Source organism: Streptomyces paludis (assembly GCF_003344965.1).
Classification (GTDB): domain Bacteria; phylum Actinomycetota; class Actinomycetes; order Streptomycetales; family Streptomycetaceae; genus Streptomyces; species Streptomyces paludis.
Genome location: NZ_CP031194.1, coordinates 234,520 through 261,361 on the forward strand (window position 1 = coordinate 234,520; position 26,842 = coordinate 261,361).

Genomic DNA, 26,842 nt, shown 5'->3' on the forward strand with positions numbered 1-26,842 from the left:
TACGCCCGAGGACCGGCCCGTGACGGGCCGGTCCTCGGTGTGTTGTGGTGCGGGGAGGTGGGGCGGGGTCAGCCGCGTACGGGGGAGAGCTGCACCCGGTCGATGTTGGGGGCCCAGGCGGAGGGGTTGGCGAGGGTCAGGGTGTTGGCGCCCTGCTGGAGGGTGACCGGGACGCCGAGGGTCCAGAAGTCCTCCCAGCTCCAGGTGTTCTTGAAGGTCACCTTCCGGGTGGTGCCGCCGAGTGTGACGTCCGCCGTGCGGGAGACGATGTCGGTGTTGTAGGCGTGGCCGTTGTCGCGGCGGTCGTTCTGGCCGTAGGTGAGGACGAGGACGTACTTCCCGGCGCGCGGTGCGTCGACGGTGAAGGTAGCGGTAGCGGCGGCGCTGTTGCCGAGCCAGCCGATGTAGCTGCCCTCGGTGGCGTTGGCGCTGGAGACCAGCCGCGCGCCGCCGGCCAGCCGGGCCTGGGCGCCGTCGTAGGTGAGGGTGCCGGTCGTGGAGCCCGTGCCCGTCACGTCGAGCGAGCGCAGGGTGGCCAGGCCGGTGGCGGTGACGCGGTTGTTGCCGGCCACCAGGTACAGGCGCAGGGCCTGGCCGGGGGCGGCGGTCACCGTCTCCTCGTGCAGGGCGAGTTGGACGGCGGCGGAGCCGCGCGAGGTCACCGTGTAGTAGCCGTCGCGGGGCGCGTACACGTCGTAGACCGCCTTGGCGCCCGCGCCGAGCACCAGAGCGCCCGTCCCGGTGCCGGACGCGTCGCCGTAGTCGTAGGACACACTGCCGGAGATATCGGCGAGGGTGGCCTCGTAGGAGGCGGCCGGGGTGGCGCTCGCGGTCAGGTCGATACGGTCCAGGGTGACCTCGCCGGTGCCCTTCGCCAGGGTCAGGGTGTGGGTGCCCGCGGTGAGCGGGACGGTGAGGTCCGCCTTCGCGCGGTACGTCCAGTTCTGGGTGGAGGGGTACGGGACGCTCGTGGTGGCGCCGCCGTCCACGGAGAGCAGCTGGGTGGCCGGGGCGCCGGACTGGTTGCCGTACAGGACCGACAGGTCGTAGCTGCCCGTGGCGGGCACGGTGACGGTGAAGTCGACCTTGCTGGCGGCGGTGTTGAGCGAGCCGACGTCCCTGGTGCCGGAGGTGGCGTAGCCGTAGGGGTTGGTCACCGAGCCCTGGGTGTAGACCTGGCCGCCGGTGATCCGGGCGGCCTCGGCCTCGTAGGACGCGGACCACGGCACGGTGGCGGCGGCGGGGGTGCCCGCGCCGGCCGGGGTGAGCACGATCCGGTAGGCGGACATCTGCTTCATGCCCGTGAGGGGGACGGTCACGGAGCCGTCGGCGGCGACGCTCAGCTTTGTACGGGACAGGACGCGCGGCGCCGCGTGCTGCCCCTCGTAGCCGGACCAGGCGGCCTCGGCGACGGTCGCGGTGACCGAGCTGCCGAAGACGGCCCGGTCGATGTGCTGGACGGCGACATCGGCGTCACCCGACGCGCCGCCGACCAGCACCTGTGCCTGCTTGCGGGTGGTGTCGAGGGAGGCCACGCCCTGGAGTGTGTCGATGGTGTTCGGGGAGGGCGGGGTGACCTTCACGGTCTGCCCGGTCAGCCCGGCGTACCAGCGGAAGAACCACCAGCTCCCGTTGGGGATGTTCGTACGGACGACATTGCCGTCGAGATTGCCGGCGGCGTCCCAGTACGCCTGGTTCGCGTACACCTTGTTGCGCTCGAACATCGACACCCACTGGACCAGTTGGCCCGGTACGGAGAGGTCACGGCGGTTGGCGTACTCGTCGATGTTCACGGTCCGCGGGGTGATGCCGAGGCTCTTCTCGATGGCGCGGTAGTTGTCGTAGTGGCTCTGGAAGTCGCGCAGGGAGGTCGGGTCCAGCTCGTGCCAGGTGGTGACCTCCGGCAGGACGTTCTCCCGCTTCGCGTAGGCGAGGAAGTCGGTCAACAGCCGTGTGTGGTACGAGGATTCATTGGGCCCGGCGATTCTGGCGTCCGGGTCGATGGCGCGGATGCGCTGGTAGACGGTCTTCCAGTCCCTCAGGAAGCGGTCCCGGTTGGCCTCGTACGTCGCCTGGTTGGAGACACCGAGGTTGTACCAGATCTGGTCGGGCTCGTTGAAGGGGACGTAGACGAAGCGTTCGCTGTTCGGCGCGTTCGCCAGGTCACGCGTTACCTTGTCGACCTTGGTGAGGTAGTCGTCGATGCCGAGGTTCTCGTAGGGCCACTGGGAGTACATGTCCTGCATCAGCACGAGGACATCGCCGCCGCCGTTGCGGAAGAACGACTTGGAGACGGTGATGGCGTCGCCGTTGGGGTGCTGGGCGCCGCCCTCGGGCTTCTGGGAGACGCTGGTGAGCTTGAGCGGGGCAAGGGCGGCGTCGCTCGGGACCCCGTCGTCACTCAGCCCGTACAGCGCGCCGTTCGCACCGCGCAGCACGTCGCCCTCGGAGGCGGCGAGGTCGACGGTGAGACGCGTGGCGGCGGCTGCGGCGGCCGGCGCGGCCGAGGCCGCCGGTGTGGCGGGGGCGGCCTGGGCGGCGGGCAGGAATCCGGCGGTCATGGCTGCTCCGAGCAGGGTCACACCGAGGACGGTCGACGCCCGGCGTCGGTGTCTTCCCGCGCTGTGCGCGGGTCGAGTGGGGCGGGGGGTGTTCATTGGACCTCCAGTTGCTACTTCACGGCTCCACTGGTGATTCCGGACACGATCTTGCGCTGGGCCACCAGGAACACGGCGACCATGGGCAGGCTCATCACCACGACATACGCGAAGATGAGATGCCAGTTGTTGAGATAGAGCTGGGCGCTCGCGACCTGGTACAGATTGATCGGGAGGGTCGCCCCGTCTCCGCCGCCGAGGACGAAGAAGGCGTAGAAGATGTCGCTCCAGGCATAGAGCATCACCATGATCGTCGCGGTGGCGATCACCGGCCGCAGCAGCGGCAGGATGATCCGGAGGAAGATCCGCAGCGGTCCGGCGCCGTCGAGACGGGCCGCTTCCTCCAGTTCGGTGGGGATGGCCCTGATGAAGCCCGTCATGAAGAACACCGACGTCGACAGATACATCCCGGTGTAGACCGCGATCATGCCGGGCCGGGTGCCGGCCAGACCGAGCTGGCGCAGCTCCATCACGATCGTGATCACGGCGGGCGGCAGCAGCAGTCCGCTGATCGTGAGGGCGTACGCGGCCGAGACCAGCCGGGACGAGCGCCGGGCGAACACCCAGGCCGCGCCGGCGCCCAGGATCAGCACCAGCGCCACCGAAGGCACCACGACCAGCAGGGAGTTGACGAAGCCGCGGAACATCTCGCCCTGGCTGACGGCGTCCGCGTAGTTCTCGGCCGGCTGCCAGTGGCGCGGTGGATCGAGGTTGGGGCGGACCGCCTCGCCCTGCGGCTTGGCCGAGGTGACGAGCACCAGCCAGAGCGGGACGCCGACGGCGAGGCCGGCCAGCAGAAGGACGAGCGCGGGCCGGCCGTACCGCCACAGCCGGGGCCCGGCCGCGGCGGTCCGCGGCGGCGCCTGAGGCGCAGGGGCCGCATGGGGTGGAGAGGTCACAGCATCTGCTCCCTTCGGCGCAGCCCGACGACCAGCGGGATCGCGATGGCGACGACGATCAGGAAGAGGACCAGGCTCATCGCGGACGCCTGCGCGTACAGCCCCTGTCCGAAGATCCGGAACATGTAGATGTTGAAGACCTCGGTGGAGGCGGCCGGGCCGCCGCCGGTGGTGGCCTGCACGATGTCGAAGGTGTTCATCGAGCCGATGAGCGCGGTGGTCACGTTGAAGGTGAGCGCGGGCGCGAGCATCGGCCAGCGTACGGACCGGAAGGTGCGCCAGGGCCCGGCGCCGTCGACCTTCGCGGCCTCCAGCATGTCGCCGGGGATGCCCTTGAGCCCGGCGAGATAGATCAGCATCGCCAGCCCCATCCACTTCCAGCCGTGGATGACCGAGACCACCACCACGGTCCAGGTCGTGGAGCCCAGCCAGGGAATGTCCGTGCCCAGCGCGGAGTTGAGCGCGCCGTCCTGGTCCAGCAGGGCCTGGAAGACATAGCCGACGGCCAGCGCCGAGATGAGCACCGGCAGGAAGAAGACGGCGCGGAAGAAGCGGTTGAAGCGGGAGTCCTCCTCCAGCAGGAGCGCGAGCCCGAGGCCGAAGCCGTTCTGGAAGAGGGCGGCGAGGGCGGCGTACAGGAGTGTGGTCCTGAGGGAGCGCAGCAGGGAGCCGTCGTCCGCGATCGTCCTGAAGTTGTCGAGCCCGGTGAAGGCGATGTCCGGGTGGTACGAGGACCAATTGGTGAACGGGTAGTAGAAGTTGAGCAGGTTCGGCACCAGGAAGAAGGCCACGAAGACCGCCACCGCCGGCAGTGCGAACCACCAGGGATGGTGGACGGCCGCGCGCGGCAGCCGGCCGGCCCTCTTCTGCCCGCCGGCGGGCGGCGGCGCGGCCCTGCGGGTGCGTATGGCTGTGTCCGCCACGGGTGACATCCCTCGTACGGAGGCGTTGGGGTCTGGGGCTGTGAGGAGGTACGGAGTGCGCAGCGGGTCTGACGGTATGTCAGAAGCCTGGCGCGCCCTGCGCCTTGGCCACCTGGGCGAACTGGTCCTGGATCGCCTGCGCCACCTGCTGGGGGTTCTTCTTGCCGTAGATCATGTCGGCGAGATAGAGGTGGGTGTCGGGCGCGACGATGGCCTTGGCCTGGAACACACCGTTCGCGGTGGGCAGCGCCTTCAGCTGGTCGAGGGAGGTCTGCGGCAGCCCGTCGGGGCTGGGCACGGCCGGCTGGACGGACGGGATCTTCATCGCCTTGATGTAGTCCGCGTAGTCGGTGTCGAGCCAGAAGGCGAGGAACTGACGGGCCGCGTCCTGCCGTTTCGCGTCACCGGTGCGGAAGGCGACGACACCGTTGGTCTGGTCCGGCGAGTACATGCCGGTGGCGTCGGAGTTCGAGACGGGGAACCAGCCGATCTTCTTGTCGATCTCCTCCGTGCTGTACTTCGCCTGCAACTGCGACTGGAAGGAGGTGACATTGAGGACCATACCGGCCTCGCCCTTCCACAGCGCGTCGGCCGATCCGGTGAAGGTGCCGGTCCGGTAGTTCTTCTGGGCGAGCCCGGCGCCGAGGAGCTGGTCCTTGTAAGTGGTGATGGCCTTCACCACGACCGGGTCGGTCCACTTCTCCTCGTTCTTGTTGAGGCCCGCCCACCACTGCTGGTCGAGGTCGGTCAGCTGGACCTGCATCTGCCACTGCATGGGCCACTTGTCGCCGCCCGACTCGTAGAAGGCGGCGGCGTCCGTCGTGTCCTTGACCCGGTGGCCGAGCTTCAGCAGGTCGGCGTAGTTCTTGGGGAACTGGGCCTCGCTGATGCCCGCCTCGCGGAAGACGTCCTTGTTGTAGTAGACGCCGAGCATGGCAGGGCTGGTGACGATCGCCGCGTACCGCTTGCCGCCCACCACACCGAGGGACTTCTCCGTGTCGCCGAGCCTGCTCACCCAGGGCTCGTTGTCGAGGGTGAGCAGATTCTGCGCGGGCTGGATGAAGGGCAGTGTGGAGATCGACGGCTGCCAGAACATCAGGTCCGGCTTGTCGCCCGAGGCCAGCTTCGTGGGGACGTTCTGTTCGTACAGGTCGGGGATGGCCTGTGTCTCGACGGTGGCGCCGGTGGCCTTCTCGAAGGCGTCGATGACCTGCTTGGGGGCGTTGACCGTGTTCTGCGCGGTCCACATGGTCAGTTTCACCCCGTCGAGCTTCGCCGTGGGGTCGACCTTCGCGGCGGGCCCGGTGCCGGTGGCGCTGTTGTCGGCGACCGTGGGGTCACTGCACGCGGTGGCCGTCAGCGCGGTGGCGCATATCAGTACCAGGGCCGGTAGAACTCTCTTCATCGTGAGATCCGCCTCGCTGCGTAGAGGGTGGTGGGGTGTGGTGCGCTACCGCGACCGCCGCGCGTCCTCGCGGGCCGGCGGCGGGCCTGAGCTTTCCCTGACGATCAGTTCCGGTACGGATACGGGGTGCGGGGCCACCCGCGCCGACTGCTCCACCACGTCGTGGAGCAGTCCGAAGGCGGCCCGGCCCAGCCCGGCGAAGTCCAGCCGTACGGAGGTGAGGGACGGGGTGAGGTACGCGGAGCCGGGCGCGTCGTCGAAGCCGGCCACACTCACCTCGCCGGGGACCGCCCGGCCCGCCTCGTGCAGCGCCCTGATCACACCGAGGGCGAGATCGTCGTTGCCGCAGAGGATCGCGGTGACGGCCGGGTCCCCGGCCAGCCGGCGGCCCGCGGCGTATCCGCCGGCCGGGCCCCAGCCGCCCTGGATCACCCGGGGCGCGGACGCGCCGGCCTCGCGCAGCGCGGCGCGCCAGCCCGCGGTGCGCGGGGCGGTGCGGCGGGTGCTGGACGGGATGGCCACGTAGTGCACGGTCTCGTGGCCGAGGGCGAGCAGATGGCGGGTGGCCTCGTGGGCGGCCGCCCGGTCGTCGGTCCACACCCAGGGCCGGTCGCCGCCGGGCGGGGTGGCCGGGGTCTCCACGACACCCACGACGGGCAGTCCGGCGGGCACGGCACGCAGGGCGCCGACGCCGGCCGGGTCGTACGCGATCACCACGAGCCCGCCGCCGGTGTCGGCGGCGCGCTGCACCACGGCCCGTACGGCGCTCTCGTCGGCCGACTCCAGTACGGCGATGCCCAGGGAGTACGCGGAGCGGCGGGCCTCCTCCTCGATGCCCTGGAGGATGGCCGCGTAGCCGTAGTGGGTGGTGTTGGCGGTGAGGACGGTGACCGACCGGGACCGGCCGCTGGCCAGCGCGAGTGCGGTGGCGCTGCGGCGGAAGCCCAGCTCGTCGATGGCGGCGAGGACCCGCTCGCGGGTCGAGCCCTTCACACTGGGGTGGCCGTTGATCACACGGGAGACGGTCTGGTACGACACGTCGGCCGCTGCCGCGACATCTCTGATGCTGGGTCCCGACTTCCCTGTCTTCCCCGGCTTTCCCTGCTCTCCCGTCCTCCCCTGCTCCCCTGTCTCCCCCTGCGTCCCCTTCTTCCCCGGCTTCACGGCCCCGCCTCCCATCCTTGTGTGACCGGTCACATTCATGCCAGGATTGTGACCGGTCACAATGACCACGTCAAGAGACCGTAACGACGGATTCATGGGCCGGACGCAATCCGCTGGTAACGGCGGGATCAGGAGGGGAACGTTGACCGGACAGGCAGCGAACCACACCCAGGTGACGTTCACTTGGGGCCACTCGGCGCTCGAAACGGAGTTCGTCACCACCCCCGGCGGTGTGCTCGGGATGACCCGGCTGGCCCGTCCGGGCGATCCGGCGGTTAACCCCGCCGGCACCGGCACCCCCCTTCCCCTGGTGGAGATATCGGCCCTCGGCCACGGCAGCGGCTGGTCGGGGCAGCGCTTTCTCGACGGTGCGCTCGGCTCCCGGCTGCGGTACCGCGGGCACCGCGCCGTCCGGGACGGCGACTGGCACCGGCTGACCGTCGAACTCCACGACGTGGATACGGGGTTGACGGCCGAGGTGCGCTACTCGTCCCCCGACGGTGTGTCCGTGCTGCGCGGTGAGGTGCTGCTGCGCAACGAGGGGGAGGGGCCGCTGGTCGTGCAGTCCGTCAGCAGTCTGCTCATCGGCGCGCTCCCCTCCCCCGACGCCCTGGAGGTGCACCGTGCGCGCAACGACTGGCTGGCGGAGTGCCGTTGGTACGCGGAGCCGCTGCGTGACACCGTCGCCCGGCTCAACCACGAGGCTCACGAGCACGACAGCCGGGCCGCGCTCTCGCTCACCGGCCGCGGCAGCTGGCCCAGCGACGGCCATCTCCCGATGGGCGGCTTCACCGAGCGGACGGAAGAGGGTACGGAGCCGGGCGGACGCGGCCTCCTCTGGCAGATCGAGTCGGCCGCCGGCTGGCGGTGGGACACCGGCGACCGCGCGGGCTCCTCGTATCTCGCGCTCAACGGTCCCACCGACGCGGAGCACCACTGGCGCGAACGCCTGGGCCCCGGCGACGAGTTCACCACGGTCCCGGCGGCGCTCGCGCTCGGCGACGGCTTCGAGGGCGCGCTGGCCCAGCTGACCTCGTACCGCCGGAGGATCCGCCGGCCGCACCGCGATCACACCGCGCTGCCCGTGATCTTCAACGACTACATGAACACCCTGATGGGCGACCCCACCACCGAGAAGCTGCTGCCGCTGATCGACGCCGCCGCCGAGGCGGGCGCGGAGTACTTCTGTATCGACTCCGGCTGGTACGACGACGACGCCAAGGGCTGGTGGGACAGTGTCGGCGCGTGGCTGCCGTCCGGCCGCCGCTTTCCCGGCGGCGGTATCCGGGCGGTCCTCGACCACATCCGCTCGCGCGGTATGGTCCCCGGGCTCTGGCTGGAGCCCGAGGTCGTCGGGGTGCGCAGCCCGCTGGCCACCACCCTGCCCGACGGGGCGTTCTTCCAGCGCGACGGCGTCCGGATCACCGAACAGGGCAGGCACCAGCTCGATCTGCGCCATCCGGCGGCCCGCGCGCATCTCGACGCGACGCTGCAGCGGATCGTGGGCGAGTGGGGTGTCGGCTATCTCAAGCTCGACTACAACATCAGTGTGGCGCCGGGCACCCAGGCCCCCGGGGACCTCTCGCCCGGCGGCGGGCTGCTCGGCCACGCCCGCGCCTATCTGGACTGGCTCTCCGCCGCGCTGGACCGCTACCCGGACCTGGTCGTCGAGAACTGCGCGTCCGGCGGGATGCGCATGGACGGGGCGTCGCTCGCCGTCGCCCAGCTCCAGTCCACCAGCGACCAGCAGGACCCGCTCCACTACCCGCCGATCGCGGCCTCGGCGCCGACGGCCGTCCCGCCCGAGCAGGGCGCGGTCTGGGCGTACCCGCAGCCGGAGTTCGGCCCGGACGAGATCTCGTTCACCCTGGGCGGCGCGCTGCTCGGCCGGATCCATCTCTCCGGCCATCTGGACCACATGTCACCGGACCAACTCGCCCTGGTCCAGGAGGCGATCACCACGTACAAGACGATACGGAGCGATCTCCCCGGCGCCCTCCCGTTCTGGCCGCTGGGCCTGCCGGAGTGGAGTGACGCGTGGTGCGCGCTCGGCCTGCGCGCGGGCGACACCTCATACCTCTCCGTCTGGCGCCGCTCCGGCTCCCCGGTCCACACCCTGCCCGTACCGCACCTCACGGGCCACGAGATACACACCGAGATCCTCCACCCGTCCGCACCGACGGGCACGGTGGAGTGGCGACCCAAGAGCACAGAACTCACCGTCGAACTACCCCCGCACACCCCGTCCTGCCTACTGATCCGCCTGACCACGACGGCCTCCGGGGGTGAGGGGGCCCAGGGCCTGGCGGACCGGTGACGGACCGGCCTCAGCGCCGCGCGTGGCGGATCGTCAGCCGTCCGAACCCCATCGTTCCGGAGATCCGGATCGTCGGCCCGCCGGGGTGGGAGGGGCGGGCACCCCGCCGCGTCCGGTGGCGCGTGTCCTTCCAGCCGGTCCGCAGACCCTCGACGTCGACGATCGCGTCGCGAGGGACCGTGATCGTGGCCCTGCCGCTGCCGAGCCGCAACTCCAGGTCGACCACCGGATGTTCGAAGTCCGCCCGGGACAGGTCCAGCCGTACCCGGCCGAACGCGGACTCGATTTTCAGGCTCCGCGGTACCCGCCACACACCGCGCCGCCTGATCCGTCCGGCGGCGACGGCGATGGTGGACGCCGTTCCCGCGTTCTCCTCCGGGAGCGAGGCCAGTGCCGACACGAGTTCGCTCCGCGTCATGACGGTGAGCACCCGGTGGAGGCGTTCGTCCAGCTCCTCGTGCGCGATGTGCCCTTCGGCGTAAGCCTGTTGGATCCGCCGTACGGCCGCATCACGGTCGTCCTCACTGATCCGTGGTGGCCGGTCCTCCGGCAGTGCGGTCACCGTCCCACTCTACTTTCGAAAAACTTCGTGCGAATGATCCGTGCAGAACGGTTGACGCTGCGTCGAACAAGTGACAACACTTCGAGACGGCCGTTCCAACAGGAACGCGCAATACCCCACAAGATCCCTCCGGGAGGACCTCCATGCGTCCCCGCACCGCGCGAAGAGCCTTCGTTCCCCTGATATCGCTCTTCCTGAGCCTGCTCGCCGTGCCCGGCGCTCAGGCGCATGCCCAGCCCGCGGGAAGCGCCGACAAGTCCGCGACAGTGCTCGCCGCCGGTGATCTGACGCTGTACGGGCTCGATGATGTGCGTGGCAATATCACTCTGCCCGCCACCGGGACCCACGCCACCACCGTCAGCTGGAAGTCGGAGCGGCCGAAGGTGATCGGCACGACGGGGCTGGTCCACCGGCCCGCGCACGGTGCCGGGCCGGTCCGGGTGAAGCTCACCGCGACCGTCGCCCGGGGCAAGGCCCGTACCACGCGGGCGTTCGCCGCCACCGTGGCCGAGCTGCCGGCGAAGCAGGACTACACCGGCTACGCCTTCAGCTACTTCACCGGCGAGGGGACGGCGGACGGCGAGCAGGTCAGGATGGCACTCAGCCGGGGCAACGACCCGCTGCACTGGCAGGAGTTGAACGGCGGCAAGCCCGTGCTCACCTCCGAGCTGGGCACCAAGGGCCTGCGCGACCCGTTCGTGATCCGCTCCCCCGAGGGCGACAAGTTCTACCAGATCGCCACCGATCTGCGGATGTACGGCAACTGGAACTGGGACCAGGTCCAGCGCACCGGCAGCAAGTCCATCATGGTGTGGGAGTCCACCGACCTGGTGAACTGGACCGACCAGCGGCTGGTGAAGGTCGCCCCCGACACCGCGGGCAACACCTGGGCCCCCGAGGCGTATTACGACAGCACGCTCGGCGCGTATGTCGTCTTCTGGGCGTCGAAGATCTACTCCGTGGACGACCCGCAGCACACCGGCGACACCTACAACAAGATGATGTACGCCACGACCCGGGACTTCCACACCTTCAGCGAGGCCCAGGTGTGGAGCGACCCCGGCTACTCGGTGATCGACTCGACCGTCATCCAGCACGGCGACACGTACTACCGGTTCACCAAGGACGAGCGGAACAACACCTCCACCACCCCCTGCTCGAAGTTCATCACGGCGGAGAAGTCCACCGACCTGCGCGCGACGTCCTACGACTTCGTCGCCGACTGCATCGGCAAGGGCACGGTCAACCAGGGTGAGGGACCGACCGTCTTCAAGTCCAACACCGAGGAGAAGTGGTACCTGTTCATCGACGAGTTCGGCGGACGCGGCTACATCCCCTTCGAGACCACCGATCTCGACTCGGGCAAGTGGACCCTGTCGGAGAACTTCGCACTCCCGGCGAGCCCCCGGCACGGCACCGTACTCCCGGTGACGGCTGCGGAGTACGATCGCCTGCTCGGCGCGTACGGCGCCGCCGACCGTAGCTGACACACCGTCATGCACAGGTGGGCGCGGCCGGGTCGGCCCGGTCGCGCCCACCGCGTGCGGATGGCGGGCGGTGCGTACCGTTACGGTTTGGGCAGTGTGCAGCCCGCGAGGTTCAGATTGATCTGGCTGCCCGCACCGACGCACGAGACGATCCCGTACGTCTGCTGGGCGTAGTTGATGCCGTAGCGGACGGTGACCGTACCGTTCTCGTCCACCTCGCACGGGTTGTTCAGCGTGCAGCGCGCGCCGCTCTCGTTCCCGGTGTTGTTGACCGCGACGACCTTGCCCGTCGCCTCGTCGATGACCGGCGAGCCCGAGGTGCCGCCGATCGTGTTGCAGGAGGAGGTGTAGCGGACCGAGTCCTTCCAGGTCCAGCTGCCCTCCTTCAGCAGATAGGCGAAGCCGTCCACCGAGCAGCTGTAGATGCGCTTCCAGTAGCCCGAGACCACCTTGATGGCGCTCCCCTGGACGGGCCGGGTCGCGCTCAGCTCCAGGGCGCTGATCCCGTACGCGCTCTGTATCTGGGCGTAGGTGCTGGTGAGCTGGTACAGCGAGACATCGGTGTCGGTCATCGTCCCGTACGCGATCTTGCTGGCGCGCAGGGTCGCGACGCCGGTGCCCGCCGAGTTCAGCAGGGTGAAGGTCCGGGTGGACGCGCGGTCGACGATGACCTGGCCGGCGGCCGGGAATCCGGTCTCCAGGCAGTGGCCGTTGGACAGGACGAGCGCGGGATCGGTAGGCAGCGAGGCGGGGGTGCGGACGACGGATCCGGAACAGTTGCTGAGCGCCACCGTTCCGGCGAAGTCGACCGCCGCTATGGACTCCTGGGCCGGAGCGGCGGCCTGGACGGTCCCGGTGGGCGCGGCCGCGTCATGGCTTGTGGCCATCGCGGGGGCGGCGCCCGCGCCGAGGAGCAGGACGGCGAGGAGCGCGCCTAGAAAAGGCTTTCGCACAGTGTGGTCCCCTCTGTGACCGAAGATCTTTCGGTGTTTTGTCATGAGCACTTCGTGTTGCGCATGAGCATTGTTGACTCATGAGGGCCGGGGGGCAACCACGCCTCGCCCCGCTTCGGGCACGGAGAACTCGGACACAGAGAAGCGGGGCGGTGGCACGGACTGGGGAGAGTCCGCGCCACCGCCCCGCGCATCGGACGGTTCGGTCGAGCCGGGCCGGCCGTGGGGCAGGTCCGGCCGTCGGGCCGGTCAGTGCAGCAGGTCGTTACCGGCCTTCACCGCGTCGGAACCGGCCTTCACGGCGCTCTTCACGGCGCCGACCTTCTTGTTGACCTTGTCCCCGGCCAGGGCGTCGACGACCGGCTTGGCCTCCGTGCCGAGGGCGGCGGCGGTCTGCGCCGTACCGCTCAGGGTGGAGCCGAGGTCGGCCTGCTGGGCGGCCTGGGCGACGGGAGCGATGGCGGCCAGGAGCGCGGAACCCGCGGCGGCGGCGGTGAGAATGCGTTGCACGTTCATGTTCGGTGCAACGAGCGTGAGCGCCCGAGGGCACGCGGTCCGACCTGTACGGAGGTATCCCCGCGCACTCAGGTACGGAAGGTCGGCACGTTGTACGACAGGAGCGCGGCCCGGCCGCCGGTCACCCCGAGTTCGGTGACGGCGCAGTTGACCATCCGCGGCAGCACCCGCCGGTACTCGCTCGCCGGAATGGACAGCAGCCGGCACAGCACCAGCCGCAGCAGCGTGTTGTGCGCGACGACGAGCACCCGGCCGCCCGGATGACGGTCCGCCAGCCGCAGCAGGGCATCGGCGCCCCGGGCCGTGGCGGCCCCCGGGTCCTCGCCGCCGGGCAGCGGATGGGCGGCCGGATCGCGGCGGAAGGCGGCGCACTCGGCCGGATGGGACGCTTCGAGTTCGCCCAGGGTCCGGCCCTCGGCGATCCCGAAGTCGGTCTCGATCAGGGCGGGTTCGACGGATACGGCCAGGCCCGTCACGTGGGAGGCGGGCGCGGCGGTCCGCCGGGCGCGCGCGAGCGGCGAGGAGACGAGGGCGTCGAGCCGGGCGTCCCCCGCCCACACCCCGAGCGCCTCGGCCTGCGCGACACCGCGCGGCGTCAGCGCGATGTCGCTGACGCCGGCGTAGCGGTTCTCGTGGTGCCAGACGGTCTCCCCGTGCCGGGCGAGAAAGACGGTGGTACGTGGTGCGTCGGTCATCCGTGCTCCCGTGCGTGGGCGGCCACGGCCGGGGGCAGCCAGCCGCGCGATTCGAGGGCGTCGACAAGGGTGGTGAAGGGCCCGGCGAACCGCGCGCCGACCCGCGACCGGGGTTCCAGGACCGTACGGACCCGGACCATGGACCGCGGCGGGGCCCCGCCCCGTACGCCCCGGGCCGCGAGGACCGCCATACCCAGGGCGGAGTCGGTGTACGCGGGCACCCGGGCGGTCCGGCCCAGGATGTCGGCGCGCAGCTGGTTCCAGTAGCCGCTGCGGGTGGCGCCGCCGGTGAAGGTGACCGGCCCGTCGACGGGCGCGCCCAAGTACCGTACGTACGCGAGGCAGAGCCGCTCGACGAGGGCGACGCCCTGGAGCAGCGCCGCGTACCGGTCGGCGTCGTCGGCGGGCCGGCCGAGGGTGAGCGGCTCCGCGTCCGGGGCCAGGAACGGGAACCGCTCGCCGCGCGCGACCAGCGGATACGCTACGGCTCCCGCCGGTTCCCGGTGCGCGGCGAGCCGGTCGAGATGGCCCAGGTCGGCGCCGGGGAAGGCGTGGGTGAGCGCGCCCGCGCCGACGCTGGAGGCGCCGCCGGGGAGCCAGTTCCCGTCGGGCGCGAGGTGGTTGTAGAGCACTCCGGCGGGGTCGTGGAGCGGGGTGCCGGTGACGCCCTTGAGGACGAGGGTGGTGCCGAGGACGGTGTTCCACTGGCCGATCTCCCAGGCGCCCGAGCCGAGTTGGGCGGCGCAGCCGTCGGTCATGCCCGCGAGGACGGGGGTGCCCTCCGCCAGTCCGGTACGGTCGGCCGCCGCGCGGCACACCGTACCGAGCCGGGTGCCCGGTGCCACCACCGCCGGGAAGCCGAGACCGGCGAGGCCGAGCCGTTCGTGGACGGCGGCGGGCCAGGAGCGGGTGTGGAGGTCGTAGCCGGTCTTGAGGGCGTGGCTGGAGTCGGTGGGCACGGGCCCTCCCACCAGCCGGGTGGTGACGAAGTCCGCCTGATGGCAGACGCGGGCACCGCCACGCCCCCCGAGGCCGCTCCCCTCACTCCCACGCCCCCCGAAGCCACTCCCCTCACCCCCGTGCCCCCCGTACTCCTCGGTGAGCCAGACCAGCTTGGCGAGCGCCCACGTCGGCTGGATCCGGTGGCCGAGCGTCCGCCACACCTCGGCGCCGGCCTCCTGGGCGCGCCGCGCCTGCGCGCCGGCCCGGCCGTCGTCGTACATGAGCGCGGGGGTCAGCGGCTCGCCCGCGCGGTCGGTGAGCAGGACGGTGCCGGACGTGCCGCACACCGCCACCCCTCGCACCCGGGCGGCGGGGACGGTGCGCAGGGCCCGGCGCAGCGCGGTGGCGGCGCCCTCCCACCAGTCGGCGGGGAGCTGTTCGTGCCGGTCGCCGGCGCGGTGGCCGGTGAGGGGGGCGGCGCCCCGGCCGAGGACCTCGCCGCCGTCGGTGACGGCCAGGGCGCGCACGCTCTGGGTCCCGAGATCGACGCCCATCCACACATCCTGACGGCGTGGATCCGTCACAGGGTCCGTCATGGGCTCCGCCTTCTTCCGAACCTCTTGTTCCGGCTGGTGGGGAAGGTGACGATACGTCCGCCGGAGCGTCGGCCGAAGGGTTGACCGGCCCGTGTCCGTGGGGAAAACTGCCGACGATATCAAAAAACCATGTTATATCCTCAGAACTTGATGTTACTGAGGTGCGGACAGGACCGAGGAATGTCAGAGCGAATGCCGGACCACGCGATGCCCCAGGACGAGACCCGGTCCCGGGAGGGGAACCGGCCCCAGGACGCCACCCCCAAGGGCCCCATGCCGCGGCGCCGGGAGATCGCCGCCCATGTGCTGGCCGAGGGATCGGTGTCGGCGGCGGATCTGGCGGAGCGCTTCGGGGTGAGCGTCATGACGGTCTACCGCGACATCGACGAACTCGAACGCGAGGGCGTCCTGCGCCGGTTCCGCGGCGGGGTGACCGCCCGCCCCTCCGGGGTGTTCGAGAGCAATGTCGCGTACCGCAGAAACGCGATGCGGCGGGAGAAGGAGGCGCTCGCCGCCGAGGCGGTGAAGCTGATCGAGCCGGGCATGTCCGTGATGATCGACGACTCGACGACCGCGCTGGAGCTGGCCAGGCTGCTGCCGCGGATCGAGCCGCTGACCGTGGTCACCAACTTCCGCGAGGCGCTGAATCTTCTCGCGGACGAGCGCGGTCTCCATCTGATGGCGCTCGGCGGCGACTACGATCCGCTGCACGACTCGTTTCTCGGGGTGCCCTGTGTGGAGGCCGTCGAGGCCCTGCGGGTCGATCTCTGCTTCGTGTCCGTGTCGTCGGTCCACGGCGACCACGCCTTCCACCAGGAACAGCGCATCGTCGCCGTCAAGCGGGCGATGATCGGGGCCGCCGGCCGGAGCGTCCTGATGATCGACCACTCCAAGCTCGGCCGTACCGCGCTGCACCGGCTGACCCCGCTCTCCGCCTTCGATCTGATACTCGTCGACGACCGCACCCCACCGGAGTCCCTGCGCACGCTCGACGAGAGCGGCGCCCGCTACCGGCTCGCCCCGACCTGACGAGGCACCGCCCCCCTCCACCGCCAAGGAGACCCCCACCGATGAGAATCCTCGCCGCGGGCGACCACTTCGTCGCCCCCGAACTGTTCGTCCGCGAGCTGACGGCCGAGATCGGCGCCGGTCATACCGTCACGGAGCTGCGGCTGCCCTGGCCGCTGACCCCCTTCGGCCCGGTCGCGGAGGTGGACGAGGCGTCCGGCGACGAGGACACGCTCCTCGAAGCGCTCGACGGGGCGCGGGTGTGCGTCACCCAGATGGCCCCGCTGACCCGGAAGGTCCTCGAAGGCTCCCCCGCGCTGCGACTGGTGGTCGTCGGCCGGGGCGGCCCCGTCAACGTCAGCCTCGAAGCCGCCGCCGAGCACGGTGTCCAGGTCTGCAACACACCGGGCCGCAACGCCGCCGCCACCGCCGAGTACACCGTCGGGCTGCTGCTCGCCACCGTGCGCCGGATCCCGGAGACCTCCGCCGCGCTCGCCGCGGGCCGCTGGGCCGGCGAGTTCTATACGTACGGCAACTGCGGCCCCGGGCTGGACGGCGCGCGTGTCGGGCTGATCGGCTGCGGGGCGGTCGGCGGCCGGGTGGCCCGCGCGCTCACCGCGCTCGGCGCGCGGGTACGGGTGTACGACCCGTACGCGGCCCCCGAGGCGCTGCGCGCGGTGGGCGCCGCCCCCGTCGGCGATCTGGACGAGCTGCTGCGCGGCTCCGACATCGTCTCGCTGCACGCCCGGCTCACCCCGGAGACGCGCGGGCTGCTCGGCGCCCGGGAACTCGCCCTGCTGCCCGAGGGCGCGGTCGTCGTCAACTGCGCGCGCGGGGCGCTGCTCGACGAGGACGCGCTGTGCGACGCGCTCGGCTCCGGCCGGCTCGCGGCGGCCGGCCTCGATGTGTTCGCGGTGGAGCCGCCCCCGCCGGACTCCCGGCTGCGCTCCGCTCCCCGGCTGGTCATGACGCCCCATCTGGCGGGTGCGAGCACCGCCGTCGCGCACAACGCGGCGCGGATCGCGGCGGCCGAGGTGGGCCGGTTCCTGCGCGGCGAGCCACTCGCGCACCGGGTGGTCTGAAGCCCCCCTGAAACCCCCCTGACCCCCTGCCCCCTGAACCCCCACCATCCCCACCATCCCCATCGAGCCGGAGGAGACAGCGTGTTCGTCGGACTGGACATGGGAACCTCGGTCGTCAAAGCGGTGGCCTTCGCCGAGGACGGCACCGCCCTGCGCACGGAATCGACCCCGATCGCCCTCGGCGGGCACGGTGAGCGGGTCGAGCAGGATGTCGAGGAGGTGATCGGCGCCGCGACCGGCGTCCTCGCGCGGGCCGCCGGCGGCGCCGCCCCCGCGCTGGTCGCCGTCACCGGACAGGGCGACGGGCTCTGGCTGGTCGACGCCGGCGGCCGGGCCGTACGCCCCGCGCTGTCGTGGATGGACGGCCGGGCCGGAGACCTCGTCGCGGGCTGGCTGGCCGACGGCACCGGGGACCTGATGTACCGGCGTACGGGGAACGTGCTCTTCCCCGGGTCGCCAGGACCGCTGCTGGCCTGGCTGGACCGGTACGAGCCCCGGTCCCTGGACGCCGCCACCACCGCCGCCTGCTGCAAGGACGTGGTGCAGTTACGCCTCACCGGCGAGCGCGGCACCGATCTGTCCGACGCGTCCGTCCCCTTCCTCGATCCGCGTACCCGCGCCTACTCCCCCGAGGCGCTCGCCGCGCTCGGTGTCGGCCACCGGGCGGGGCTGCTGCCGCCCATCGCGGCCACCCTGCCGTACGGCCGGACGCGCGGCGGTGTGCCCGGGCTGCCCAACGGGACGCCGGTCGTCTCCGGCCCGTACGACCTGCCGGCCAGCGCGCTCGGCGCCGGAGTGACCGAGCCGGGCGACGGGCTGCTGATCGTGGGAACGACCCTGGCGTGCCAGGTCGTTGTCGAGCGGGTGGCGTTCGACGCGGATCCCGTCGGCTTCCATCTGGCCACGCCCCGGCCCGACCGCCAGATGCGCGCGCTGCCCGCGATGACCGGGACGGTGGCGCTGGACTGGGTGCTCGGCATCACCGGGTGCTCCCACGGACAGGTGTCGGACCTGCTGGCCGAGTCGCCGCGCGGCGCGCGGGGGGTCGCCGCGCTGCCGTATCTCTCGCCCTCGGGCGAGCGGGCGCCGTTCGTCGCGCCGCACGCGCGGGCCGAGTTCACCGGGCTGGATCTGCGGGTGTCGCGCGCCGATCTGGTACGGGCCATGTGCGAGGCGATCGCGTTCGCGGCCCGGCACTGTCTGGAGGCGGCGGGGCTCACCGGTGAACTGGCCGTCTGCGGCGGCGGGGTGCGCAGCCTCGCCTGGCTGCGGCTCTTCGCCGATGTGCTCGGCAGACCGCTGCGGGTGGCGCGCGGCCCCGAACCGGGCGCGCGCGGCGCCGTGTTGGCCGCCGTCGCGGCCCGGGGCGGGGAGACAGGCCACGCGCTGGACACGGCGGCCTGGACCGCGCCGGAGGCGGTGGTGGACCCGGACCCGGCCGGGGTCGCCTTCTACCAACAGGGGTACGCGGACTATCTGTTCCGGGTGGAGAACGCACGCGCCCGCTGGCGCGGCCCGGCCACCGTACTCACCCCTTGAGGCCGCCCGCGAAGCCCTTGATGACATAGCGCTGGAGCAGCAGGAACACCAGCAGGACGGGCAGCGCCGCGAGGACGAGCCCGGCGAAGACCAGCCCGTAGTCGGAGACGTACTGGCCGACGAAGGAGAACACACCGACGGGGACGGTCTCCTTGCCGGAGCCGCCGAGATAGAGCAGCGGGGTGAAGAAGTCGTTCCAGATGAACACCGCGTTGAGGATGACGACGGTGCCGGTGATGGGCCGCAGCAGCGGGAAGACGATCCGGGTGAACGCCTGCCGGTGGTCGCAGCCGTCGATCAGCGCGGCCTGCGCGTAGTCCGCCGGCAGCGCGCGGATGAAGCCGGTGTAGAGGAAGACGGTGAACGGGAGCTGGATGCCCGTGTAGAAGAGGACCATGCCGTGGTACGTGCCGAGCCAGCCGAGGCCGTCGATCAGCTTGTACAGCGGGATCATGCCGAGCTGGAACGGCAGCACGATCCCCAGCAGGAACAGCACGTAGAGCCCGTAGCCGAGCCCCCGGGCGCGCCGCGCCAGGTAGTAGGCGCCCGTGGAGCCGAGGACGATGAGCAGCAGCAGTCCGGCGGCGGTGATGACCGTACTGCTGACCAGGGCGGGCCCGAGCGACGCGGCGGACCAGGCGTTCCCGAAGTTGGCGAGGGTCGGCGGCAGGGGCGGCGCCAGCGGGGATTCGGCGATCTGCCGGGGGTCCTTGAGGGCCAGCGCGATCAGCGCGTACACGGGGAAGAGAAAGGCCACGGCGACGGCGGTCATGACGAGTTCGAGGCCGTACGTACGGTACTTCGCGGGGCTCACGCGGTGACCTCCCGGGCGCGCAGATAACGGAGTTGGACGAGCGAGACGGCGGCGACGAAGAGGGCGAGGACCAGCGCGACGGCGGTGCTGTAGCCGAACTTCCCGTACACGAAAGCCTCCTTGTAGAGGACGGTCGAGAGGGTCTCGCTCGCGGTGCCGGGGCCGCCGTTGGTCGCCGCGTACACCTGGTCGAAGAGTTTGAGGCCGCCGATGGTCGACAGCATGAGGTTGACGGTGAGGGCGGGGGCCAGCAGCGGCCAGGTGACATAGCGGAAGCGCTGCCAGCTGCCCGCGCCGTCGATCCGGGCGGCCTCGTGGAGTTCGGCGGGTACGCCCTGGAGTCCGGCGAGGAAGATGACCATCGAGTAGCCGGCGTACTGCCACACCACCATCGCGGCCACGGACCACAGCGCGAGCGAGGGGTCGCCCAGCCAGTCCTGCCGCAGTCCGCCGAGCCCGAGGGCGCCGAGGATGCCGTTGAGTCCGGCGCCGGTGTCGGGGTTGTAGAGGTACTTCCAGAGGAACGCGACCATGACCGGGCTGACGACGGCGGGCGCGAAGAAGATGACGCGCAGCAGGGAGCGTGAGCGGATGTTGGCGTTCACCCCGAGCGCGAGCAGCAGTCCGACGCCGTTCTGGACGACCACCACGGCGAGGGTGAGCAGCAGGGTGTTGCCGACGGACTCCCGCGCGCGGTCGTCGTGCAGCAGGGTACGGAAGTTGTCGAGGCCGGTGAAGGAGGAGCCGCCGATGCCCGACCAGTCGGTGAAGGCGTAGCCGACCCCGGCGAGGCTCGGGTAGAGGACGACGACGGCGTAGACCAGGAGCGCGGGGACGACGAAGGTCCAGGGCGGGAGGGTGAGGTCGCGCCCTCGGCCGCCGCGTGTACGGGGCCGGGCGCCGGCCTCGGCGGGGGCGGGCGCGGTGTCGTCCGAAGTGATGCTTCGGGGAAGGGAGTTCACGACTGCTTCCGGTAGGCGGTGTCCAGTTTTCCGAGCGCTCCCGCGACATCGGTCCGGCCGGCGAGCAGCTCCTGTACGGCGGCGAAGTGGGCGGGCTGCACTTCGGCGTTGGGCCAGCTCTGGTCCATGAAGGGGACGGCGCGGCCGGCGTCGACGATGGGCAGGAAGCCGCTGAGGACGGGGTCGATCCGGGTGGCGGCGTCGCGCTTGAAGGGGATGGCGTAGACGTCGGACGCCCAGCGGTTGATGTTCTCCTGCTGCCCCAGGAAGGCGATGAAGTCCTTGGCGCGGCCGGGGTGTTTGGCGTGGGTGGCGACTCCGAGGCCGACGACGATCCCGGCCGGGATCCAGGGCTCGGTGCCGCGCTCGCCGCCGGGGAAGGGAAACATGCCGAGGTCGTCGGGGGTCCGGGTGGCCGCGCGGAAGGTGGCGAGGACGGCGGAGACCTGGACGGCCATGGCGGCCCGGCCGCCGGCGACCAGTGCGGTCTGCTGTTCGAACGTGGTGCCGTTGGGGTTGTCGTTGAAGTAGCCCCGGCGCTGTAACTCCTGGTATTTGCCGAGGGCTTCGGCCCAGCCGGAGGTGGCGAAGCTCGCGCGGCCCGCGGCCAGGTCGGCGTCGAAGCGGGGGGTCTTGGCGTAGACGGCGTTGGGGACGAGGGCGTAGGTGATCAGCTGGGTCACCCAGGGGGTCTGCGCGCCGAGGGCGATCGGGACGATGCCCCGGGCCTTGAGCCGCGCGCACACATCGAGGAGTTCGGGCCAGCTCGTCGGCGGGGCCACTCCGGCCCGGGCGAAGACCTTCTTGTTGTGGATGGCGCCGATGACACTGCTGCCCGCCGAGTAGAGATACGTTTTTCCACCGTAGCGGTAAGCGGCGTCGAAGTTCTTCGGGACGGCGCGGGTCCACTCCTGGTCGCTGAGGTCGGTGAGCAGCCCCGCGCGGGCGAGTTCGACCATGGACATGGCGCTGCCGCTGCCGGGGAACAGCACATGCGCGTCGGGCGCGTTGCCTCCGGCGAGCTGGGTCCGTACGACCGTCTGCACCTGGTCGGTGGGGGCGAAGGAGGTGGCGAAGCCGGCGTCGGGGTGCTGCGCGCGGTAGCGCTTGATGAGCGCTTCGAGGGGTTTCTGCTGGTCGGCGACGCCGACCAGCCGCAGCTTGCCGGAGCCGGCGCCGGAACACCCGCCGAGCAGCGCCGGCAGCGCGCCGGCCGCCGCGGCGGCGCCGCCGGTACGGAGCAGCCCGCGGCGGCTGACCGCGCGGCGGGCGGGAGGTGTCGCGTGGTGTGCGGGGGGTGTCGCGCGGTGGGATCCGCTGGTCATGGCGTGCCCTCCTGGTGGGAGCCGACAAGGGTGAGCGGCTCGTCGGGTACGGGACGCTCCGGGACGGTGTCGGCGGCGGTGAAGTGGTACGTGCCCGAGGCGACCCGGTAGACGGCGTGTTCCGGTTCCGCGGCGAGAAGCGCGACCTGGCCGTCGTGCCCCGGCTCCGCGCCCGACTCACGGACCGACGCGGGGTCGGCGGTGGGCACGTACACCTCGGCGTCGGCGCCCGGCGGCACCCGCAGCCACAGGGAGAACACACCGTCGCGGCGCTCCCAGCGCACCTCGGCCGTGCCGCGCACCGACGCGTAGCGGGCACTCGCCCGGGTCAGTGTGCCGGGGCGCGGCCGGACCCGCAGATGGCGGTAGCCGACGGAGTCGGGGCGCTGGTCGAGTCCGGCGACACCGCGGTGGAGCCACTCCCCGATGGAGCCGAGCGCGTAGTGGTTGAAGGAGTTCATGGAGGGCGCGCGGAATCCGGCCTCGGGGGTCCAGCCGTCCCAGCGCTCCCAGACGGTGGTGGCGCCGTGGCGCAGCGGGAAGAGCCACGAGGGCACTTCCGTACGGCGCAGCAGCGCGTGCGCGAGGTCGGCCCTGCCGTACGAGTCGAGGACGGGCGCGGCGAGCGCGACGCCGAGGAAGCCGGTCCTGAGGGCCGGTCCGGCGGACTCGATCAGCTCGGCGAGCCGGCGGACGGCCGCGTCCGTACGGTCCGCGGGCAGCAGGCCGAAGGCGAGGGCGAGGAGATAGCCGGTCTGGGTGTCGCCCTCGATGACCAGGCCCGCTCTGTCGTTACGGTCCTCGCCACCGGTACGGTCCTCGCCGCCGGTACGGACGAAGCGCTCGGTGAACACGGCGCGGACAGCGGCGGCGAGCCGGTGGTACTCACGCGCGGTCGCCCGCTCCCCCAGCGCCTCGGCGGCGCGCGCGGTGAGATGGGCGCTGTGCGCGAAGCAGGCGGTGGCGACCACCTCGCGCGGGGTGGGGGTGCCGGGGGCCAGCCAGTCCGCGAAGTGCGGGCCGACCTTGTGCCGCCAGACCAGGTCGGGATTGTGACGGCGGATCAGATCGACCCAGGCGCGCATGGCGGGCAGCGCGCGGGAGAGGAAGCGCGGATCGCCGTACGTACGGTAGAGGTGCCAGGGGATGATCACCCCGGCGTCGCCCCAGCCGGGGGCGCCCTCGTCGGCGACCCCGGCGAGGCGCGGCGCGACGTTGGTGAAGCCGCCCTCGGGGGTGCGGGCGTCCTCGATGTCGCGCAGCCACTTGGTGAAGAAGGCGGCGACATCGGCGTTGCGCGCGGCCGTCGGCAGGAACACCTGGGCGTCCGCGAGCCAGCCGAGCCGTTCGTCGCGCTGCGGGCAGTCGGTGGGCACACTGACGAAGTTGGAGCGCTGGCCCCACTCGACACAGCGGTGCAGCCGCTCGACGGTGGGGTCGGAGCAGGCGAACGCGCCGGTCCACGGGGTGTCGCTGTGCAGGGCGACCGCGGTGATGTCCGCGGCGGACAGCTCGGGCAGGCCGTCGATCTCGGCGTACCGGAACCCGTGGTAGGTGAAGCCCGGCTCGAAGACGGTGTGGGGGCGGCCGTCACCGATCAGTACGTCGGTGGCGGCGGCGGTGCGCAGATTGGCGGTGTAGAGACCGCCGTCGTCGTCCAGGGCTTCGGCGTGCCGTACGGTCACCCGGGCGCCGGTGGCGAGCGCGGTGACGCGGAGCCGGACCCGGCCGGCGAGGTTCTGGCCGAAGTCGACGACATGGCGGCGGGCGCCGGTCCGGGTGACCGTGCGCGCGGGCAGCTCGGCCATGGCCCGTACGGGCTCGTCCACGGAGGCGACGAGGAGGCGGTGGTCGGCGTCGGTGACCAGCGCGGGCCGCAGGGCGCGGTCGTCGAAGCCGGGCAGCTCCCAGCCGTCGGCGGCATGGCGCAGATCGTGGCACTCGCCCATGAGCAGATCGGCGTGGCGGACGGCGCCGGTGCCGGTGCGCCAGGTTGCGTCGGTGGCGACGACGGCCGTGCGGCCGTCCGCGCCGGTGAGGTGGAGTTCGGCGAGGAGCTGGGGGAAGGTGCCGTAATGGGCGCCCGCCCGGCGCGGTTCGAAGCCGACGAAGCCGCTCCACCAGCCGTCGGCGAGGGTCGCGGCGAGGACGTTCTCGCCGTCGCGGAGCAGCGCGGTCACGTCGTACGTCTGGTACTGGATCCGGCGGGTGTAGTCGGTCCAGCCGGGCGCGAGTTCGGCGTCGCCGGCCCGGACGCCGTTGAGCCGTACCTCGTAGAGTCCGCGCGCGCTCACATACAGCCGGGCGCGGGTGACGGCGGTGGCGGTGAAGGCGCGCCGCAGGAGGGGGCAGGGGGCCAGCCCGTGGTCGTCGAGGGCGCGTTCGCCCTCGGTGGGGGCGTCCATGACGGGGACGGGGCGCGGGTCGTGGGTGATCCAGGAGGCGCGCCACTCCGGCGCGCCGTCGCCGATGAAGGCGGTCTCGAACCACGAGGTGGCCTCGCCCGGCCCGGCCGCCGCCCCGGTCTCGGTACGGGCCCCCTCCCCCGTACCCGCCGCGCCCCAGACGGTGACCCGCCAGTGGTAGCGGGTACGGGAGCGCAGCGGCGGCCCCGCGTAGAGCACGCCGAGGGCGTCGGGGTCCTCGACGCGGCCGGTGTCCCAGAGCGGGCGCCCGCCGTCGGCGAGGGCGCCGGGGTCCTCCGCGACCCGGACCCGGTAGGCGGCGGGGTCGTCGCCGCGGCGGTCGGCGGCCAGCCGCCAGCCGAGCAGCGGGGCGCGTTCGCCGGTGCCGAGCGGGGTGGTGCGGTGGTCGCAGCGCAGGGCGTGGGGCCGGAGGCCGGACGCCTCCGGCGGCTGCGTACGGCGTGGCTCGGTACCGGACACGGACACGGGCACGTCCTTCCTCGGCGCCGGGCGGACGGCGCGTCACCTGTGGCCGTACGCCGCGGCGCACCTGGCGTGAACCCGACGTGAAGACGGCCCCTCACACATGTGAAATCTAACGCCAATTCTGTGGCGTGGAGACTAAGAGGCGCTCGCGAGGAGTGTCAAGGGTGGCGACGGGGCAGCGTAGCGGTGCCCGCACCACCGTCCCCGGACCTCCTCGGGCCGCCCTCCGGCCACCTCCAGTCACCTCATGGCGCAACTGATCTTCCCTGTACGGCCGCCGTAGAGTCGCCCGTGACAAGCGTTGCCGGCCCGGCGGCGGGTGCTCTTGTGACGTGTGATTCCTCTGTGATATTCACCGTGTGATTACAACATGAACTGACGTTAAATCACGCGGGGATCTCCTCTCGGAACCGCCACGCACCCGCCCCGGGCCGACCGGGATCCCCGCACGACGAACGGACCAGGATTCATGCGTAAGAACACTGGGATCAGCGGCACTTCGGGGCTCGGCACCCGGCTGCCCGGCCCCCCGGGCCTCGGCAGACGCGCGCTGCTCGGGGCGACCGGGACCCTGGCGCTGGCGGTGGCCGCCGGAAATCTCTCGGCCGGCCGCGCCGGAGCCGCCGAGCGCTTCCAGGAGGACCCCTTCGCCCTCGGTGTCGCGTCCGGCGATCCCTGGCCGGACGGCGTCGTCCTGTGGACCCGGCTCGCACCCCGGCCGCTCACCCCCGACGGCAGTGGCGGCATGTCGCCGCGCGCGGTCACGGTGCTCTGGGAAGTCGCCGACGACGAGCGCTTCGAGCGTGTCGTGAGCCGGGGCTGGGCCCGCGCGGTCGCCGAGCTGGCCCACTCGGTCCATGTCGAGGTCACCGGCCTCGCGCCCGGCCGGACCTACTTCTACCGCTTCCAGGCGGGCGGGGTGATCAGCCCGGTGGGCCGTACCCGCACCGCACCCGCGCCGGGCAGCCGGCCGAAGTCCCTCAGCTTCGCCTTCGCCTCCTGCCAGGCGTGGTTCGAGGGCTTCTACACCGCGTACCGGCACATGGCCGAGGAGGACCTCGATCTCGTCCTGCACCTGGGCGACTACATCTACGAGAACCCCATCGACGCGATGGGCGGGGTACGGAACACCCCGGTGGCGGCCGAACTCCGCGGCGAGCCGACGACCCTCGCCCAGTACCGCAACCGGCACGCCCTGCACCGCTACGACGCCGATCTGATCGCCGCCCACCAGGCCCACCCGTTCGCCGTCGTGTGGGACGACCACGAGGTCGAGGACAACTGGGCGGGCGACCGCTCCAAGCACACGGACGTGGACCCGGCGGTCTTCCGGGTGCGCGCCGCCGCCGCGTTCCAGGCGTACTACGAACACCTGCCGCTGCGGCTGCCCAACAAGCCCCGCGGCTTCGACACCCGGATGTACCGCTCGCTGCGCTACGGCCGGCTGGCTTCCTTCCACATCCTCGACACCCGGCTCTTCCGCGACGACCAGGCGTGCGGCGACGGTACGCGGGCCGGCTGCGCCGAGCGCCTCGACCCCGGCCGCACCATCCTCGGCGCCGAGCAGGAGAACTGGCTGTACAGCGGCCTCGGCCGCTCCGACACCACCTGGAACCTGATCCCGCAGCAGATCGCGATGAACCAGGTCGACACCGACCCGGGCCCCGGGCAGTCCTTCGTGATGGACTTCTGGGACGGCTACGCGGCCTCCCGGCAGCGGCTGTTCGACCAGATCGTCGCCCGGAACGTCAGCAACCCCGTTGTGCTGACCGGCGATATGCACCGCCATCTCGTCGCCGACCTCAAGCGCGACTTCGACCGGCCGGACTCGCCCACCATCGGCGTCGAGTTCATCGGCACATCCATCTCCACCAAGAAGGACGGGGTGGACCTGGACCCCTCGGGGGCCAGTCTGCTCGCCGCCAACGAGCACATCAAGTTCACCAACTACCAGCGCGGTTACGTACGGTGCACCGCCACCCCGGAGCAGTGCCGCGCGGACTTCCGGGTGCTCCCCTACGTCACACGGCCGGGCGCGCCCGTGTCGACACGCGTCTCGTTCGCCACCGAGGCGGGCCGGCCGGGCGTCCAGCCGGTGTGAGGCG

At 71.8% G+C, this 26,842-nt stretch carries 19 protein-coding genes and 1 pseudogene; 6 read left to right on the forward strand and 14 right to left on the reverse strand.

The features are described from left to right. Positions 1 to 68 precede the first annotated feature (68 nt). The 5 genes from DVK44_RS00995 to DVK44_RS01015 all read right to left on the reverse strand — a co-directional run bounded on the left by DVK44_RS00995 (position 69) and on the right by DVK44_RS01015 (position 7,087). Positions 69 to 2,561 (reverse strand): CBM35 domain-containing protein, encoded by a 2,493-nt coding sequence (locus tag DVK44_RS00995; RefSeq protein ID WP_114657776.1) that lies wholly within the window; start codon positions 2,559 to 2,561, stop codon positions 69 to 71. Positions 2,562 to 2,671: 110 nt separating this feature from the next. Next, positions 2,672 to 3,487: a carbohydrate ABC transporter permease gene (locus tag DVK44_RS01000; RefSeq protein ID WP_114664811.1), complete on the reverse strand. Its 816-nt coding sequence runs from the start codon at positions 3,485 to 3,487 to the stop codon at positions 2,672 to 2,674. 65 nt (positions 3,488 to 3,552) lie between these two features. Continuing rightward, the gene (locus DVK44_RS01005) at positions 3,553 to 4,479 is read right to left on the reverse strand and encodes a carbohydrate ABC transporter permease (protein ID WP_114657778.1); all 927 of its coding nucleotides are present in this window, start codon (positions 4,477 to 4,479) and stop codon (positions 3,553 to 3,555) included. A 79-nt stretch (positions 4,480 to 4,558) separates the two neighbouring features. Next, the gene (locus DVK44_RS01010; RefSeq protein WP_114657780.1) at positions 4,559 to 5,884 is read right to left on the reverse strand and encodes an ABC transporter substrate-binding protein; all 1,326 of its coding nucleotides are present in this window, start codon (positions 5,882 to 5,884) and stop codon (positions 4,559 to 4,561) included. Between the two features lie 45 nt (positions 5,885 to 5,929). Then, positions 5,930 to 7,087, reverse strand: a complete 1,158-nt coding sequence (locus DVK44_RS01015) for a LacI family DNA-binding transcriptional regulator (protein WP_408055278.1) — start codon at positions 7,085 to 7,087, stop codon at positions 5,930 to 5,932. A gap of 55 nt (positions 7,088 to 7,142) precedes the next feature. Here DVK44_RS01015 and DVK44_RS01020 point away from each other — a divergent pair, with 55 nt between their 5' ends. Then, positions 7,143 to 9,365 carry an alpha-galactosidase gene (locus DVK44_RS01020; RefSeq protein WP_114657784.1) on the forward strand — a complete coding sequence of 741 codons (2,223 nt, stop codon included), beginning with the start codon at positions 7,143 to 7,145 and terminating at the stop codon, positions 9,363 to 9,365. A gap of 10 nt (positions 9,366 to 9,375) precedes the next feature. Here DVK44_RS01020 and DVK44_RS01025 read toward each other — a convergent pair whose 3' ends face one another. Beyond that, positions 9,376 to 9,927, reverse strand: coding sequence for a DUF1707 SHOCT-like domain-containing protein (locus tag DVK44_RS01025; protein WP_114657786.1), 552 nt, complete (start codon positions 9,925 to 9,927; stop codon positions 9,376 to 9,378). A gap of 251 nt (positions 9,928 to 10,178) precedes the next feature. Here DVK44_RS01025 and DVK44_RS01030 point away from each other — a divergent pair. Further along, positions 10,179 to 11,393 (forward strand): annotated as a pseudogene (locus DVK44_RS01030) (immunoglobulin-like domain-containing protein); the annotation flags it as partial. A 101-nt stretch (positions 11,394 to 11,494) separates the two neighbouring features. Here DVK44_RS01030 and DVK44_RS01035 read toward each other — a convergent pair. The 4 genes from DVK44_RS01035 to DVK44_RS01050 all read right to left on the reverse strand — a co-directional run bounded on the left by DVK44_RS01035 (position 11,495) and on the right by DVK44_RS01050 (position 15,116). Then, positions 11,495 to 12,367, reverse strand: a complete 873-nt coding sequence (locus DVK44_RS01035; RefSeq protein ID WP_114657788.1) for a S1 family peptidase — start codon at positions 12,365 to 12,367, stop codon at positions 11,495 to 11,497. Positions 12,368 to 12,616: 249 nt separating this feature from the next. Beyond that, entirely contained in the window at positions 12,617 to 12,877 is a 261-nt protein-coding gene (locus DVK44_RS01040; protein WP_162793619.1) for a hypothetical protein, read from the reverse strand. A 74-nt stretch (positions 12,878 to 12,951) separates the two neighbouring features. Further along, a complete protein-coding gene (locus DVK44_RS01045) occupies positions 12,952 to 13,578 on the reverse strand; it encodes a histidine phosphatase family protein (protein WP_114657792.1) in 627 nt (208 codons plus the stop codon). After that, the gene (locus DVK44_RS01050) at positions 13,575 to 15,116 is read right to left on the reverse strand and encodes an FGGY-family carbohydrate kinase (RefSeq protein WP_114657794.1); all 1,542 of its coding nucleotides are present in this window, start codon (positions 15,114 to 15,116) and stop codon (positions 13,575 to 13,577) included. Before DVK44_RS01050 ends, DVK44_RS01045 begins: the two co-directional genes overlap by 4 nt. A 180-nt stretch (positions 15,117 to 15,296) precedes the next feature. Between DVK44_RS01050 and DVK44_RS01055 the strand changes: the two genes are divergently transcribed. From DVK44_RS01055 to DVK44_RS01070, 3 genes are all read left to right on the forward strand, one after another. Beyond that, positions 15,297 to 16,145 carry a DeoR/GlpR family DNA-binding transcription regulator gene (locus tag DVK44_RS01055; protein WP_331461568.1) on the forward strand — a complete coding sequence of 283 codons (849 nt, stop codon included), beginning with the start codon at positions 15,297 to 15,299 and terminating at the stop codon, positions 16,143 to 16,145. Positions 16,146 to 16,186: 41 nt separating this feature from the next. Next, positions 16,187 to 17,206, forward strand: coding sequence for a 2-hydroxyacid dehydrogenase (locus tag DVK44_RS01060; RefSeq protein WP_114657796.1), 1,020 nt, complete (start codon positions 16,187 to 16,189; stop codon positions 17,204 to 17,206). 81 nt (positions 17,207 to 17,287) lie between these two features. Further along, entirely contained in the window at positions 17,288 to 18,745 is a 1,458-nt protein-coding gene (locus tag DVK44_RS01070; protein WP_114657798.1) for an FGGY family carbohydrate kinase, read from the forward strand. Here the strand turns inward: DVK44_RS01070 and DVK44_RS01075 are convergent. The 4 genes from DVK44_RS01075 to DVK44_RS01090 are packed head-to-tail and all read right to left on the reverse strand — an operon-like array spanning position 18,735 to position 24,737. Next, the gene (locus DVK44_RS01075; protein ID WP_228446938.1) at positions 18,735 to 19,559 is read right to left on the reverse strand and encodes a carbohydrate ABC transporter permease; all 825 of its coding nucleotides are present in this window, start codon (positions 19,557 to 19,559) and stop codon (positions 18,735 to 18,737) included. The two genes, DVK44_RS01070 and DVK44_RS01075, sit on opposite strands and share 11 nt — an antisense overlap. Next, positions 19,556 to 20,521, reverse strand: a complete 966-nt coding sequence (locus DVK44_RS01080) for a carbohydrate ABC transporter permease (protein ID WP_228446939.1) — start codon at positions 20,519 to 20,521, stop codon at positions 19,556 to 19,558. Before DVK44_RS01080 ends, DVK44_RS01075 begins: the two co-directional genes overlap by 4 nt. Beyond that, positions 20,518 to 21,846: an ABC transporter substrate-binding protein gene (locus DVK44_RS01085; protein ID WP_114657800.1), complete on the reverse strand. Its 1,329-nt coding sequence runs from the start codon at positions 21,844 to 21,846 to the stop codon at positions 20,518 to 20,520. The genes DVK44_RS01080 and DVK44_RS01085 overlap by 4 nt, the downstream gene beginning before the upstream one ends. After that, complete coding sequence (locus DVK44_RS01090) at positions 21,843 to 24,737, reverse strand: alpha-L-rhamnosidase (protein WP_228446940.1); 2,895 nt, start codon at positions 24,735 to 24,737, stop codon at positions 21,843 to 21,845. Before DVK44_RS01090 ends, DVK44_RS01085 begins: the two co-directional genes overlap by 4 nt. A 469-nt stretch (positions 24,738 to 25,206) precedes the next feature. Between DVK44_RS01090 and DVK44_RS01095 the strand changes: the two genes are divergently transcribed. Then, positions 25,207 to 26,838 carry an alkaline phosphatase D family protein gene (locus DVK44_RS01095; RefSeq protein WP_114657802.1) on the forward strand — a complete coding sequence of 544 codons (1,632 nt, stop codon included), beginning with the start codon at positions 25,207 to 25,209 and terminating at the stop codon, positions 26,836 to 26,838. Positions 26,839 to 26,842: the final 4 nt, after the last annotated feature.